Annotated in this window: 14 protein-coding genes; 13 read left to right on the forward strand and 1 reads right to left on the reverse strand. The window is 64.2% G+C overall.

Annotation, left to right across the window (positions count from 1 at the left end):
* The first annotated feature begins 17 nt into the window (after positions 1-17).
* Entirely contained in the window at positions 18-461 is a 444-nt protein-coding gene (locus ACNJYD_RS25655; protein WP_172784273.1) for an SRPBCC family protein, read from the forward strand.
* 235 nt (positions 462-696) lie between these two features.
* Here the strand turns inward: ACNJYD_RS25655 and ACNJYD_RS25660 are convergent, their stop codons facing one another.
* The gene (locus ACNJYD_RS25660; protein WP_439363699.1) at positions 697-2028 is read right to left on the reverse strand and encodes an Hsp70 family protein; all 1332 of its coding nucleotides are present in this window, start codon (positions 2026-2028) and stop codon (positions 697-699) included.
* A 356-nt stretch (positions 2029-2384) separates the two neighbouring features.
* Here ACNJYD_RS25660 and ACNJYD_RS25665 point away from each other — a divergent pair, with 356 nt between their 5' ends.
* The 12 genes from ACNJYD_RS25665 (at position 2385) to ACNJYD_RS25720 (ending at position 15082) form a co-directional block, all read left to right on the forward strand.
* On the forward strand, positions 2385-2525 hold the full coding sequence (locus ACNJYD_RS25665; RefSeq protein WP_172784271.1) for a hypothetical protein: 141 nt from the start codon (positions 2385-2387) through the stop codon (positions 2523-2525).
* 459 nt (positions 2526-2984) lie between these two features.
* Positions 2985-3992: a Bug family tripartite tricarboxylate transporter substrate binding protein gene (locus tag ACNJYD_RS25670; RefSeq protein ID WP_172784270.1), complete on the forward strand. Its 1008-nt coding sequence runs from the start codon at positions 2985-2987 to the stop codon at positions 3990-3992.
* A gap of 95 nt (positions 3993-4087) precedes the next feature.
* Positions 4088-4585 carry a tripartite tricarboxylate transporter TctB family protein gene (locus ACNJYD_RS25675; protein ID WP_212256896.1) on the forward strand — a complete coding sequence of 166 codons (498 nt, stop codon included), beginning with the start codon at positions 4088-4090 and terminating at the stop codon, positions 4583-4585.
* 41 nt (positions 4586-4626) lie between these two features.
* A complete protein-coding gene (locus ACNJYD_RS25680; RefSeq protein WP_172784268.1) occupies positions 4627-6126 on the forward strand; it encodes a tripartite tricarboxylate transporter permease in 1500 nt (499 codons plus the stop codon).
* A gap of 411 nt (positions 6127-6537) precedes the next feature.
* On the forward strand, positions 6538-7827 hold the full coding sequence (oxlT, locus tag ACNJYD_RS25685) for an oxalate/formate MFS antiporter (RefSeq protein WP_172784267.1): 1290 nt from the start codon (positions 6538-6540) through the stop codon (positions 7825-7827).
* A 264-nt stretch (positions 7828-8091) separates the two neighbouring features.
* Positions 8092-9414: an oxalate/formate MFS antiporter gene (oxlT, locus tag ACNJYD_RS25690; protein WP_439363700.1), complete on the forward strand. Its 1323-nt coding sequence runs from the start codon at positions 8092-8094 to the stop codon at positions 9412-9414.
* 174 nt (positions 9415-9588) lie between these two features.
* On the forward strand, positions 9589-10017 hold the full coding sequence (locus ACNJYD_RS25695; RefSeq protein ID WP_172784265.1) for a CBS domain-containing protein: 429 nt from the start codon (positions 9589-9591) through the stop codon (positions 10015-10017).
* 223 nt (positions 10018-10240) lie between these two features.
* The gene (locus tag ACNJYD_RS25700) at positions 10241-11260 is read left to right on the forward strand and encodes a 2-dehydropantoate 2-reductase (protein WP_439363701.1); all 1020 of its coding nucleotides are present in this window, start codon (positions 10241-10243) and stop codon (positions 11258-11260) included.
* Positions 11260-12042: a fumarylacetoacetate hydrolase family protein gene (locus ACNJYD_RS25705; protein ID WP_439363702.1), complete on the forward strand. Its 783-nt coding sequence runs from the start codon at positions 11260-11262 to the stop codon at positions 12040-12042. Before ACNJYD_RS25700 ends, ACNJYD_RS25705 begins: the two co-directional genes overlap by 1 nt.
* 539 nt (positions 12043-12581) lie before the next feature.
* Positions 12582-13988: a hypothetical protein gene (locus ACNJYD_RS25710; protein ID WP_212256900.1), complete on the forward strand. Its 1407-nt coding sequence runs from the start codon at positions 12582-12584 to the stop codon at positions 13986-13988.
* Between the two features lie 191 nt (positions 13989-14179).
* Positions 14180-14377, forward strand: coding sequence for a hypothetical protein (locus ACNJYD_RS25715; protein ID WP_025035161.1), 198 nt, complete (start codon positions 14180-14182; stop codon positions 14375-14377).
* 54 nt (positions 14378-14431) lie between these two features.
* On the forward strand, positions 14432-15082 hold the full coding sequence (locus ACNJYD_RS25720; protein ID WP_439363703.1) for a hypothetical protein: 651 nt from the start codon (positions 14432-14434) through the stop codon (positions 15080-15082).
* Positions 15083-15247 lie beyond the last annotated feature (165 nt).

Here is a 15247-nt window from a genome sequence, read left to right on the forward strand (position 1 = left end):
CACCAGGGATAACAACCATGCCCAATACCGTCCGCCTGCACCGCGTTCTCGCCACCAGCCCGCAGAAGGTCTATCGCGCCTTCCTGGAAGCCGACGCGATGGCGAAATGGCTTCCGCCGAACGGCTTTACCTGCACGGTGCATCATTTCGAGCCCAAGGTCGGGGGCACGTTCAAGATGTCGTTCCGGAATTTCACGACCGGCAACGGCCATTCGTTCGGCGGCGAATTCGTCGAGCTCGTGCCCGGCGAGCGCCTCCGCTACACCGACAAGTTCGACGACCCCAACCTGCCGGGCCTGATCGAGGTGACCGTGAGCCTGAAGAAGGTCTCGGTCGGCACCGAGGTCGAGATCACGCAGTCGGGCCTGCCCGACGTCATTCCCGTCGAGGCCTGCTATCTCGGCTGGCAGGAGTCGCTGCGGAATCTGGCGCGGCTGGTCGAGCCGGAGATCAACCAGTAGCAACGACATCAGCATCGTAGGGTGGGCAAAGCGCAGCGTGCCCACCAACGCTCTCTAAACCTCTCAAAGATGGTGGGCACGGCGCGCGAAGAGCGCGCCTTTGCCCACCCTACGGCTGTTCGGTCAGATGCGCCGCTCTACCCACGTCGTCATTGCGAGCGAAGCGAAGCAATCCAGAGTCCCTCTGCAGAACGAGTCTGGATTGCTTCGCTTCGCTCGCAATGACGAATGATCGTTACGCGCCCGCCTTCCGCTTGAGCTCGCCGTCCGCGGTCCACCTGTCCGGATCCGAACTGTGCCCGATCAGCGCCAGGCCGTAGGCGATCGACTCGAACTGGTCGCCCGACATCAGCCGCTCGTTGCCGAAGCGGTCGGCGAACAATTTCCGGACCGCGGGAACGAACGAGGTGCCGCCGGTCAGAAACACCTTCTCCACCTCGCGCGCGGCGATGCGGGCCTCGGCCAGCACCTTGTCGACGGTGGCGCCGAGCCGGGCGATGTCGTCTGCAATCCAGGCTTCGAATTTCTTGCGCGTGATGGCCGCGCCGATGTCGACGCCGCCGCCCTTGAAGCGGAAGTCGACCTCGTCCTGCGCCGACAGCGCGACCTTGGCGTCGGACACCGCGCGGTACAGCGCAAAGCCGAGGTCGAGATCGACGATGGTGATGAAATCCTCGAGCAGCTGCGGCTGCAGCGCGGTGCGCTGGAGCTCGCGGAGCTCGCGCAGATCGCCGTTGCTCTTCATCATCGCCAGCTGATGCCAGCGCGCGAGGTTGGTGTAATGGCCGGTCGGAACCGGCAGCACCTTGTCGAAGGAGCGGAAGCTGGAGCCCTTGCCGAGCCGCGGCGAGACGATGTGATCGACGATGCGATAGTCGAAGGTGTCGCCGGCAACGCCGATGCCGGCGTGGCCGAGCGGCTCGGCGCGAAGCACGCCGCCCGCACGCGAGAAACGCATCACGGAGAAATCGCTGGTGCCGCCGCCGAAATCGGCGACCAGCACGGTGGCATCGCGCTCCAGCCTGCGGGCGAAGGAGAATGCCGCGCCCACGGGCTCGTAGACATAGCGCGCGTGACCGGCGCCCAAGCGCTCGAACGCGGCGCGGTAGCGCTGCATCGCCAGCGCCTCGTCGGGATTGCCGCCGGCAAAGCGCACCGGACGACCGACCGTGATGTTGGCCGCCTCGAAGCCGAACTTGTCCCCGCCGTGGCGCGCCAGCGTGCGCAGGAAAGCCGCCAGGATGTCCTCGAACTTGTAGCGCTGCCGGAACACCTGCGTGGTATTGAAGCTGGAGCTCGCCGCGAAGGTCTTGAACGATTGCAGGAAGCGATAGACGTGGCGCCCTTCGAGAAACTGCTCGATCGCCCACGGCCCGCCCTCGGCCTGGGCGCCGGCGCCCGGCCGATCCTCCCAGAAGCACAGGGCCGACACGTAGACGCTGTGGCGCTGCCCGCCATGGTCGAAGCGAATGGCCTCGACCCGGCGGTCGTCCGCCGCCAGCGCAACGACCGTGTTGCTCGTGCCAAAATCGATGCCGATCGAGACGGCGGGCGAGGCGCTCGACATGAACCACTCTGACAGTTGATTGGATAAGGGGGCGGACCACTAGCGGCTTTGCATGACCATGCCAAGGGCCCTGGCATTGCAGCACGGCCGGAACCCGGACCGCCTAGGGCCAGGTCGCCCCTCTCGGACCGCTTTTTCAGCCGGCTTTAGTGCCCGTTTGTTCAACAAAGGCGCCGCCGTGTGTCCGCATTGGCAACTTTATGTCCGAACCGGACCCTTTAACCCACTATTATGCTGCAATGCGATAGACTGCATGCTGCTATGCAACCACGGGCATGGACACTGGCATCTGGTATACATAGATTGCTCCCAGAAATGAGACAGCAAGGCTGACCGTCTCAAGAAAGGGAATTCCGATGTCGAAGACCGCCTCCGTCGCTTTCGCCCCCTCCTCCTCCTCGCTGTTCGCCCGGTTCATGGCCGCGGTCGATCGGTTCCTGCTGGCAAGCGCCGAGATCTCGAACCACAATGGCGACCTGCCGCGTTTCGGCCTGTAAGACAGCTTGGCGGCCCCGCCCAACGGCGGGACCGCAGACCACCGCGACCCCTTTGTTGGATTAAATGGCCCCCCATGTCGGGGCCATTTTCGTTTTACGCCTGCCTCCGCGCGACCACAGCTGCGACGATTCGTCCACCGACGTGCCCGCCGATCCGATTGTTTGCCCCTTGGCATCTCGCATACCATTCGACCAGCAAGCCCAATTGAACAATCAAAGGTGTAAGGCGGGGGACGACGTAGCGCAGCGGAAGCAGCCGAGGGGCACATTTGCACGGACCCTGGCCGAGGCTTAGCCGAAAGGAGCGGATGCCGCGCGTTGTCCCTGCTCATAGAGTTTCTACCGGGACTGCCATGGGAGAATCGGCACCATGGGCGACACCAGGCATTTGAATCGAGATGGGCTGACGCAAGCCGACAAAGAGCGGCTGCGTTGAGGGTTCGACAGGGAGAGAAACAGATGAAGCCATTCGTTCTGAATGTCGCTTTGGCGGCAATCGCGATGTCATGCGCGAGCAGCACCGCAAGCCGGGCTGCCTGGGAGCCGGTCCGTCCGGTCGAGTTCATCGTGCCCGCGGGCACCGGCGGCGGTGCCGATCAGATGGCGCGCACCATCCAGGGCATCGTCACCAAGCACAATCTGATGAAACAGCCGCTTGTCGTCATCAACAAGGCCGGCGGTGCGGGTGGCGAAGGTTTCCTCGACGTGAAGACCTCGTCGGGCAATCCGCACAAGATCATCATCACGCTCTCGAACCTGTTCACGACGCCGCTGGCGACGGGCATCCCGTTCAACTGGAAGGATTTGACCCCGGTCGCGATGCTGGCGCTCGACGAGTTCGTGCTCTGGGTCAATGCCGAGAAGCCCTACAACAGCGTCAAGGACTATGTCGAAGCCGCGAAGAAGGCGCCAAGCGGCTCGTTCAAGATGGGCGGCACCGGCTCGAAGCAGGAAGACCAGATCATCACGGTCGGCATCGAGAAGGCGATCGACGCCAAGTTCACCTACATCCCCTACAAGGGCGGCGGCGAGGTCGCGGTCCAGCTCGTCGGCAACCACGTCGATTCGACCGTCAACAACCCGATCGAGGCGGTGGCGCAATGGCGCGGCGGCAAGCTCCGTCCGCTTTGCGTCTTCGACGCCCAGCCGATGGCCTATGACGAGCCGATCGCCGACGGCAAGGCCTGGAAGGACATTCCGACCTGCAAGTCGCAGGGGCTTGCGATGGAATATCTCATGCTGCGCGGCATCTTCATGTCGCCCAAGGCCACGAAGGACCAGATCGAATATTATGTCGAGCTGTTCAAGAAGGTCCGCGCGACGCCGGAATGGCAGGAGTTCATGAAGAGCGGCGCCTTCAACACGACCTTCCTGACCGGCGCCGACTACGCCAAGTGGGTCGAGGCGGAGGAGAAGCGCCACGAAGGCCTGATGAAGGAAGCCGGCTTCCTCGCGCCGGGAAATTGATCCGCGAATTGACCCGCGACATCGATGACGGCTGAGGACGCTGCTTGCGGCCGTCTCCTCGACTGCGCAGCACTGCGATTCCGCCTGGAGGGCTCATGACTGAACGATCCGGATCCGAGTCCGGCCCCGCACACAAGACGCTGGAAATCGGCACGGCGCTGCTGATCGGCGTGTTCGGCCTGATCGTAATCGTCGGCAGCCTGAAGGCCGGCATCAACTGGGGCGCGGAGGGGCCGCGCGCCGGGTTCTTCCCCTTCTATGTCGGCAGCGCCATCGTCGTTGCAAGCGCCATCAACCTCTGGCATGCGCGGCGCGACGACGATGGCCGGCTGTTCGCGGAATGGGGGCAGCTGCGCCAGGTCATGAGCGTCGTCGTGCCGACGGCGATCTATGTCGGCTCAATGCCGTTCATCGGCCTCTACGTCGCCTCGATGGTGTTCATCGCCTGGTTCATGCGCTGGCTCGGCGGCTATCGCTGGCTGACAGTCGTCGCAGTGGCGGTCGGCATGCCCGTCGTGACCTATCTCGTTTTCGAGCGCTGGTTCCTGGTCCCGCTGCCCAAGGGGCCGCTCGAGGAATGGCTCGGTCTGTAAGACTACGCATTCATTTAATTGCTGCTGCAGGACGTTTTGACATGGAAGAGTTGGCCAACCTGTTTCACGGCTTCGCGGTCGCCCTGCAGCCCTACAACATCATGCTGATGGTGATCGGCATCACGCTCGGGGTCATCATCGGCGTGCTGCCGGGACTAGGGGGCGCCAACGGCGTCGCGATCCTGCTTCCCCTCACCTTCAGCATGCCGCCGACATCGGCGATCATCATGCTGTCCTGCATCTACTGGGGCGCATTGTTCGGCGGCGCCATCACTTCGATCCTGTTCAACATACCGGGCGAGCCATGGTCGGTGGCGACCACCTTCGACGGCTATCCGATGGCCCAGCAGGGCAAGCCCGGCGAAGCCCTGACGGCTGCCTTCACCTCGTCCTTCGTCGGCGCGCTGTTTGCCGTCATCATGATCACGCTGGTGGCGCCCCTGGTTGCAGGCTTTGCGCTCCGATTTGGTCCGGCGGAGAAGTTCGCGGTGTACTTCCTCGCCTTCTGCTCCTTCGTCGGCCTCAGCAAGGAGCCGCCGTTCAAGACCATCGCGGCGATGATGATGGGCTTTGCGCTCGCGGCGGTCGGCCTCGATTCGATCACGGGGCAGTTGCGGCTGACCTTCGGCGTCACTGAGCTGCTCAACGGTTTCGACTTCCTGATCGCCGTGATCGGCCTGTTCGGCATCGGCGAGATCCTGCTGACCATGGAGGAAGGACTGGCATTCCGCGGCGGCAATGCCAGCATCAACCTTCGCGTCGTGCTCCAGACCTGGCGCGAGCTGCCCGCCTATTGGATGACCTCGCTGCGGTCCTGCCTGATCGGCTGCTGGATGGGCGTCACGCCCGCCGGCGCCACGCCCGCCTCCTTCATGAGCTACGGCATCGCCAAGCGCCTGGCGCGACGCGGCAACAATTTCGGCAAGGGCGAGATCGAGGGCGTGATCGCGCCGGAGACGGCCGCACATGCCGCCGGCACCTCGGCGCTGCTGCCGATGCTGTCGCTCGGCGTGCCCGGCTCGCCGACCGCCGCCGTGCTGCTCGGCGGATTGTTGATCTGGGGCCTGCAGCCCGGCCCCATGTTGTTCGTGGAGCAGAAGGAATTCGTCTGGGGCCTGATCGCCTCGATGTATCTCGGCAATCTCGCCGGCCTCATCGTCGTGCTGACCTGCGTGCCGATCTTCGCCGCGATCCTGCGCGTGCCCTTCGGCATCATCGCGCCGCTGATCCTGGTGCTCTGCGCGATCGGCGCCTACTCGGTGCACAACAGCACCTTCGACGTGATGCTGATGCTGGTGTTCGGGGTGCTCGGCTATCTCCTGAAGAAGTGCAATTATCCGCTCGCGCCGCTGGTGCTCGCCATCGTGCTCGGCGACAAGGCGGAGGAAGCATTCCGCCAATCGCTGCTGGGCTCGCAAGGCTCGCTCGGGGTGTTCTTCTCCAACGGCCTCGTCAGCACCATCATGGCGCTCGGCCTGGTCGCCCTGTTCTGGTCCGCGATCCAGGAAGGCTACAGCCGGCTCCGTACGTCGATGGCGTAAGGCCGGGATCTGCGTAAACTGCATCGGCGCGAACGCCAAATTGCCGCACTCCAGAATTCTGGAATATAGAATTCCAGGAATTGCGCCGCCGCCACGGACTGCGTGTCGGCGGACGCGACCAATGCAGGCGTGGAAAAATCTCCGAACGCATAAGCTTTCAATAGCGTCCTGCGGTATCGCTGAACCAAGAAAAAGCAACGCAAAACCAACGATTTATCTTGGACAAGCTGCAATCGCCGCCGTCCGCCGAGCGCGATCGGGGCTTTACAATCATGTCCGCCTGGCGCATGTGAACAAGCCCGCGTTATTTCGCCGCACCCTCCCATCCCAGCTTGAATCTTGGCATATTGCATACCAGGATGCCCGCCAGCGCATGCATAAAAATGATCGGCGCGTTCGGGAGGGTTTTTGATGACGGACATGGTGCAGTCGGCAGCGGCCCCTAGTGCCGCACGCGTAAGCGATGCCTATCGCTGGGCGCAATTGGCGATCGGTGTGGCGGCGATGGTGATGATCGCCAATTATCAATATGGCTGGACGTTCTTCGTCCCCGACATCCAGAAGAAGTTCGGCTGGGATCGCGCCTCGATCCAATGGGCCTTCACGCTCTTCGTCCTGTTCGAGACCTGGCTGGTGCCGATCGAAGGATGGTTCGTCGACAAATACGGCCCGCGCATCGTCGTGCTGGTCGGCGGCGTGCTCTGCGCCATCGGCTGGGCGATCAACGCGCAGGCGACCTCGCTCAACGGCTACTATCTCGGCATGATCATCGCAGGCATCGGCGCCGGCGGCGTCTACGGCACCTGCGTCGGCAACGCGCTGAAATGGTTTCCGGACAAGCGCGGTCTTGCGGCCGGCATCACGGCGGCCGGCTTCGGTGCAGGCTCTGCGCTGACCGTCGCGCCGATCCAGGCGATGATCAAGGACAGCGGATTCCAGACCACCTTTCTGTATTTCGGCCTTGGGCAAGGCATCATCATCTGCATCCTCGCCTTCTTCCTGCTCGCGCCAAAAGCGGGTCAGGTGCCGAACGTGGTGGCGAATGCCAATATCATCCAGACCCGGCGCAACTATCAGCCGACCGAAGTGCTGCGCCAGCCGATCTTCTGGTTGATGTACTTCATGTTCGTGATCGTCGGCGCGGGTGGACTGATGGTCACCGCGAACCTGAAGCCGATCGCGGTTGACTGGAAGGTCGACAGCGTGCCGGTGACGCTGATGGCGGTGACGATGACGGCGGTGACCTTCGCGGCCACGATCGACCGCGTGCTCAACGGCCTGACGCGTCCGTTCTTCGGCTGGATCTCCGACATGATCGGCCGCGAGAACACGATGTTCATCGCCTTCGGCATGGAAGGTTTCGGCATCTGGATGCTCTATCTCTGGGGTCACGATCCGGTCTGGTTCGTGCTGCTCTCGGGCTTCGTGTTCTTCGCCTGGGGTGAGATCTACTCGCTGTTCCCCTCGACCTGCACCGACACGTTCGGCGCCAAGTTCGCGACCACCAATGCCGGCCTGCTCTACACCGCGAAGGGCACCGCCGCGCTGTTGGTGCCGATCGCCAACTACATGCAGCAGTCGTCGGGCACCTGGGACAGCGTGTTCATCATCGCGGCCGGCGCCAACATCCTGGCTTCGCTGCTGGCGATCGCCGTGCTCAAGCCCTGGCGCAAGGTCGTGGTCGCCAAATCGACGATCTGACCCGCCCCAAACAGCGGCTTCCAAACACCACCGCCCGGCCTCAACGGCCGGGCGTTTTCGTTTGGACGCCAAGATCCCGCGCTCCCGTAGGAGTCAGGCAGACCCGCGCATTTTGTGGAAAGGAAACCAAGATAGGGCTTGCAAACTGGAATATGGTATACCAATCTCCGCCCCGCGCCTGCGACGATAAGCCACAATATTTGCGACATCAGGTCATCTTGGCAAACTGATGCGCGACCAAACGGGCGCGTTGGGAGGTTCTCGATGATTTCCAGCCCGGACGGCGTCGTCACCGCCGCGCCTCTTCGCACCGGTTTCCGCTGGCTCCAGCTCGGCATGGGCATCGTCTGCATGGCGATGATCGCCAATCTGCAATATGGCTGGACGCTGTTCGTCGATCCGATCGACGCCGCCCATCATTGGGGGCGCGCCGCGATCCAGCTCGCCTTCACCGTCTTCGTCGTCACCGAGACCTGGCTGGTGCCGGTCGAGGCTTGGTTCGTCGACAGATACGGCCCGCGCATCGTCATCATGTTCGGCGGCGTGATGATCGCGCTGTCCTGGATCCTCAACGCCTACGCCGACAGCCTCACCCTGCTCTACACTGCTGCGATCATCGGCGGCATGGGCGCGGGCGCAGTGTACGGCACCTGCGTCGGCAACGCGCTGAAATGGTTTCCCGACCGCCGCGGCCTCGCGGCGGGTGCGACCGCCGCCGGCTTCGGCGCGGGTGCCGCGATCACGATCGTGCCGATCGCGAGCATGATCGTCTCGAGCGGCTATCAGCACGCCTTCCTCACCTTCGGCATCGGCCAGGGCCTCGTCGTGTTCGCGCTCGCCTTCTTCGTCCAGCCGCCGCGCCTCTCCATCCCGCCGAAGAAGAAGCAGCTCAACCTGCCGCAGACCAAGATCGACTTCACCCCGCCGCAAGTGCTGCGTAGCCCTGTTTTCTGGGTGATGTATCTCGTCTTCGTCATGGTGGCTTCCGGCGGACTGATGACTGCGGCGCAGATCGCCCCGATCGCGCACGACTTTGGGATCGCCGACACGCCGGTGACGCTCGCCGGCTTCCAGATGGCGGCGCTGACCTTCGCGATCTCGCTCGACCGCATCCTCGACGGATTCGGGCGCCCCTTCTTCGGCTGGGTCTCCGACACGATCGGCCGCGAGCCCACGATGTTCATCGCCTTCGGCACCGCCGCCTTGATGCTGCTGACGCTCTCGGCCTATGGCCACGTGCCTGTCGTCTTCGTGCTGGCGACCGCGGTCTATTTCGGCGTGTTCGGCGAGATCTACTCGCTATTCCCCGCAACCTGCGGCGACACCTTCGGTGCGAAGTTCGCAACCACCAACAACGGCATGCTCTACACCGCCAAGGGCACGGCCTCCCTGCTCGTCCCGCTCGCGAGCGTGATCTCGACCGCCTATGGCTGGAAGGCCGTGTTCGTGGTCGCGGTGGCGTTGAACGCCACGGCGGCGCTGACGGCGCTGTTCGTGATCAAGCCGCTGCGCCGCGCCTTCATCCTCGGCAACGAAGCCGAGCACACTGAGGCCGCGACCGGCACGGCCAAGACCGAGACGGCGTAAGCCGCGCATTTTGCAAGGCTTGCTAAGGGGCGCAGCAATGCGCCCCTTTCTTTTTGCTGGCCGTAAACGTCAGCATTCCTGTCGCAAGATTTTTCGGATCAGCCAAAACCAGCGCTTGACGATTGGCATTATGTATACCACACTTCTCCCAACGTTCACCCCAGGGAGGTTGCAATGCTGGTCGGAGACATTCTGCGCAAGAAGACGCCGCGCGTTGTCACGGTGCGTATGAACGAAACGGTGGGGATCGCGGCCAAGCTGATGCGCGCCAACAATATCAGCGCGCTGGTGGTCAAGGACGTGGTCCGCTCCGAGGGCAACACCGCGGTCGGCATGTTCACCGAGCGTGACGTGGTGCGCGCCGTCGCCGAGCACGGCGCGGGCGCCGTCAACGTCAAGGTTTCCCAGCTGGTCTCGGTGCAGCAGCTGGTATCCTGCAGCTCCTCGGATACGATCGAGCAGGTCCGGCATCTGATGAACCGTCATCACATCCGCCATTTGCCGGTCATCGACGATTACAGCCTCGTCTCCGTCATCAGCATGCGCGACATCGCCGCTGCGATGGATGAGGCGCTGAACGGTGCGCCGCAAGCGGCAGCCTAAAAGAGCTCGCCCTACTTTCAGTCACGGAAGAGCTGCCCCCTCTCCCGCTTGCGGGAGAGGGTTGGGAGAGGGCTGTCTCCGCCAGCGAGACTCCCCAAGAGGATAGAGCCCTCACCCGCCGCGCTCTTCGAGCACGTCGACCTCTCCCGCAAGCGGGAGAGGTGCAGGGAGCCTATGGCCCGATCGATCCACCCAACTACCAAATTGGTCCCGCGAGGATTTCATGAAGATCTGCATCTACGGCGCCGGCGCGATCGGCGGATATCTCGGAGTTCAGCTCGCGCGCGCGGGCGGCGACGTCGGCCTGATCGCACGCGGCGCGCACCTTGCCGCCATGCGCGAGCGCGGCCTGACGCTGCTCGCGGGCGAGGAGAAGCACACCGTTCATCCGCGCTGCACCGACGATCCCACCGAGCTCGGCGTGCAGGACTTCATCATCATCACGCTGAAGGCGCATTCGATCACCGGCGTGATCGAGAAGATGCAGCCGCTGCTCGGGCCCCACACCCGCATCGTCACCGCCGTCAATGGCATCCCCTACTGGTACTTCTACAAGCACGGCGGCCAATACGAGAACTCGACGCTGGAGAGCATCGACCCCGGCGGACGGCAGTGGCGCGAGCTGGGGGCCGAGCGCGCCATCGGCTGCATTGTCTATCCCGCCACCGAGATCGAGGCGCCCGGCATGATCCGCCACGTCTACGGCAACAACTTTCCGCTCGGCGAGCCCTCGGGCGAGATCACCTCCGACGTGCAGCGGCTCGCCGATCTCTTCGTCGCGGCCGGCCTGAAAGCCCCCGTGCTCGACCGCATCCGCGACGAGATCTGGCTGAAGCTCTGGGGCAATGTCTGCTTCAACCCGATCAGCGCGCTGACCCATGCCACGCTCGACGTGATCTGCACCGATCCCGCCACGCGCGCGCTGTCGCGCGCGATCATGGTGGAGACGCAAGCCATCGCCGAGACCTTCGGCGTCAAGTTCCGCGTCGACGTCGAGCGCCGCATCGAGGGTGCCCGCAAGGTCGGTGCCCACAAGACCTCGATGCTGCAGGATCTCGAGCGCGGCCGCCCGATGGAGATCGATCCGCTCGTCACCGTCGTGCAGGAGATGGGCAGGCTCACCGGCATCCCGACGCCTGCGCTCGACTCGGTGCTGGCGATGGTGACCCAGCGCGCCCGCATCGCCGGCCTCTATGACGGCGTCTCGACGCCGGCTGATCCGCGCGCACTGGCGGTGGCGTGATGGCAACCGCGACCAAATGGCTGCGCTTCCGCCATGCCGGCACCACGGGCTTCGGCACGCTGACGTCATCGGGCATCAGCCTGCACGAGGGCGAGATGTTCGGCCGCAATGCCAGCACCGGCAAGACACTCGCGCTGTCGGAGGTCGAGCTGCTTGCGCCCTGCGTGCCCAGCAAGATCGTCGCGCTCTGGAATAATTTCCATGCGCTCGCGGCCAAGCTGAACCAGCCCGAACCGCCGGAGCCGCTCTACCTGCTCAAGGCCACCACCAGCATCGCCGCACCCGGCGCCGTGATCCGCCGCCCCTCCTACTACGACGGCAAGACGACCTACGAGGGCGAGCTCGGCATCGTCATCGGCAGGACCTGCGCGCACGTCTCGCCTGATGAGGCCGATGGCTTCATCTTCGGCTACACCTGCGTCAACGACATCACCGCCAACGACATCCTGACGCGCGACCCCACCTTCCCGCAATGGGCCCGTGCCAAGGGCATCGACGATTACGGCCCGTTCGGCCCTGTGATCGCGACCGGTCTCGATCCCGCAAAACTCACGGTGCGCACCATCCTCAACGGCGCGGAGCGACAGAACTACCCGATCTCGGACATGATCTTCAGCGCGCAGGAGCTGGTGAGCAGGATCTCCCACGACATGACCTTGCTGCCCGGCGACCTCATCGCGGTGGGTACCTCTGTCGGCGTCGGCGTGATGAAGGAGCCCGTGAACAGTGTGACCGTCGCGATCGACGGCATCGGCGAGCTCACCAACGAGTTTCGACTGTAATCTTTCGCCGCCGCAGCGCAGCAAAATTGATCCGGCGCAAATCGGCCGTCGCGGCCAACGCTATCCTCCCCGGCAAAATTGATTTCTGATGCAAGGGAGGACGCAATGACGAATGCCGGCAACGCGCTTTTGTGGACGGCCCTGTACTTCGCTCTCTCGTTCGCCGCGATCTTCGTGGTCTGGTTCGCCGACAAGATCCGGTCGAACCTGCTCGGGAAGCAATAGCCCAGGGCACGTTGGTTCGTCTCGCGGCTGGCCTGGGTGCAAGCGGGCCGGCAGAGCGACGTGCGCGCCACCTCGCATCTTTCCGCAGCGCCTGGCGTTGACGGGATCCCGGTGCTGCGCGCCCCCGGGCGAGCCAGCGGCCCCCGTTCAGCACCAAGCCGAATTTCGGATAATCCGGCTTCTCCCCTTGCGCCGCCGAGCCCGAGCCGGCTGTGGATCGTTTGGCCACAAACGTCCCGCGTCGCCCCGGCCCCTTGATCTCGGTTCCGCTCTTCAATAGCAACACAGGAGTGCGCCGGCGTGAGGAATTCACGATGTGGCTGTTTTTCCTGGTTGCCTGGATCGCCCTGCTCGCCGTCATCGCAGTCTTTGCCCAGCAGGCGTTCGGTTACGACATTGCCCACCTGCCCGCCTGGTTCGCGGGCCTGTCCGTGCCGCAGCGCATTGCCACCGGCGCCATCCCTGTCCTTGCCCTGGCCCTGATCGCCGGCTCCGCCTGGCGGCTCTCGCGGCAGGACCGCAGCCTGAAGACGCTCCGCGATCGCCTCAGGAGGACCCGCGAGGACGTCGTGGTCGCCCACGCCCTGCAAAACCACCTCGATGCCACCGTCCAGCATTTGATCGAGAGCGATCCCCGGGAAGCGGTTTCCGCCCTCCACGACAAGCTGGGCGAGACCGAGCGGCGCGCCCTGCTCCAGCAAGGCCGCAACGAATCCACCGACATGCACGACCAGCTCGCCGAAATCCGCCGCCGCCAGCAGGCGCTGCGCGAGATGGTCGGCAAGGTCGCCGAGCAGCGCCGTGCGGTCGAGCCCGTCTTCACCGAGATCCGCGACCGCCAGAACCAGCTCGAACGCGCCCTGCACGACCTCGAGACCGACGACCGCAAGAACAACCTCGCCGACCGGCTCAAGGACATCGCACGCGACGTCTCAGGACTGCTGACACGGGTGAGCGCGGTCCAGGAGACGTTTGCGACCCTGAACCGGTACAAGGAGGATCTGGCGAAATCTCACGCGGAGCTGGCGCCACTGCGCTCGACCGATACCGGCATCAATGCCTTGATCGGCGAGCTTAGCCTCAGCCATGACCGCCTCGAAAAAAGCATCGACGAGCTCGAGACCGGCGGCGAGGCGCCGCTTCCCACCCGCGTGGAGACGCTGTCGCAGAACAAGATCGTGATCGAGCAGCGCCTCGCCCGCATCGACGACAATTTCAACGTCTTGAAAGGGATCCGGCTCGATTTCGAGGAGCTCAGCCAGCGCCGGGTCGAGCTCGAACGCGCGATCGCCGATGTCGAGACAGATGCGGACGGCAAGACCCTGACCGACCGCCAGAACGCGCTGAACGATTTCGTGCTCCAGTCGCGCCAGCGCCTCGGCGCGCTGCAGGAGACGCTGGCGACGCTGAACGCCTTCAAGGCCGAGCTGTCGAAGTCGCAGGCCGACCTCATCCCGCTCAAGGCGCCGGTGTTCGGCATCGAGGCCATGATCGCCGAGGTCGGCGCCACCCGCGATCTCCTGGTAAAAACCGTCGGCGAGATCGAGGCGAGCGCCGGCATGACGCTGGCCTCGCGCGTCGACATGCTGACCAGAAGCAAGCGCGAAGTCGAAGACCGCCTCGCCCGCGTCTTCGAGAATTTCAACGCGCTCGATGCACTTCGCAAGGACATCGGTGGCATCTTCGCGACGATCCGGAATAGTTTGAATCGGATCGGGTGAATTTTGGTAGGCCGCAGCGTCGACCCGCCCCCCGGAAACATCCAGACACATCACATCTCCGCGCGCCCGATCAATGCCGCCAACATGTCCCGTGCGCGCCGCAACTTGGACGCATTCGGTCGCCCTTTTGGGAGGCGTGTCTGGGGGCACGGCATGACCGTGTTTGGACCAAACCTTCTAGGGGTATCGCTGTGAAGAAGATAGTATTTGCTCTGGGTGCCACGCTTGCTCTTGCGACGGCCGCGAACGCTGCGGATCTGCCGCGCCGCCAGCCCGTGCCGGCCTACCCGGCCGAGCAGGCGCCGATCGGCAAGATGCCGATTGGCAAGAGCCCGGTTGGAAAGGCCCCGATCGGCAAGGCGCCGGGCCCGGTCGCGGCGCGCTACTGACGCGCAGCGACGTCCGCGCGAGACATTTGCGGCCGATGGTCGAGGGGGAATAGCGTGACGAACAATGCTGGTCGATCGGGATCCTGCATCCTCGCGGGCTTCGCTCTTGCGGCTATGCTCTCGTGCACGACGCCCTCGGCCTCGGCTCACGAAGCCGACAGGCGCGTTGCCGATGCGAACGCGCTTGCTACGACCGACGCCGCCGCGCGGCCTCAGCCGCCATCGACGCGGCGCTCCGTCGCGCGTGCGGAGAGAGGCCCCTACTATGTCGACTTCCGCGCCCGCACGGCCGCGAGCTGGGGCCATGCCTTCGTCTGGTACGGCAAGACCAGCGAGAAGGCCGTCGAGGTTGCGGGCTTGACGCCGGCCGGCGACACGCTCGCCTACGTGCTCGGTCACATCACCTTTGTGCCATCCGAGACCGGTGCCAGCTACGGCGATCTCGATCCGGAATATCTGACCGCGAGCTATCGGGTCTACCTGAACGAAGCCGACGCCAAGCGTGTGTTCGCCTACATCAAGGAGTTGCAGGCCAGCTCTCCGGTCTGGAACGCCGAGACCGTGAACTGCACCGGCTTCATCGGCGACATCGCCGAGTTCATGGGATTGAAGGTGCCCCATCGCTGGCAGCGCCCGGAAAACTTCGTCAACAGCCTCAAGGAAATCAACGGCGGGCGCCAGATGGTGCGGTTGTCGGCGAAGTAGCTCCTCGCCCCATACTCGGTGTCATTGCCCGCGAAGGCGGGCAATCCAGTATTCCAGAGACCGCGAGGCTAGAATCGAGAAGCCGCGGCGTACTGGATACCCCGCCTTCGCGGGGTATGACGGCGGAGTTTGAGGAAAGAGCTTGCCCTCATCGGGCAACGGCGC

The organism is Bradyrhizobium sp. SPXBL-02 (genome assembly GCF_051853065.1).
GTDB lineage: Bacteria > Pseudomonadota > Alphaproteobacteria > Rhizobiales > Xanthobacteraceae > Bradyrhizobium.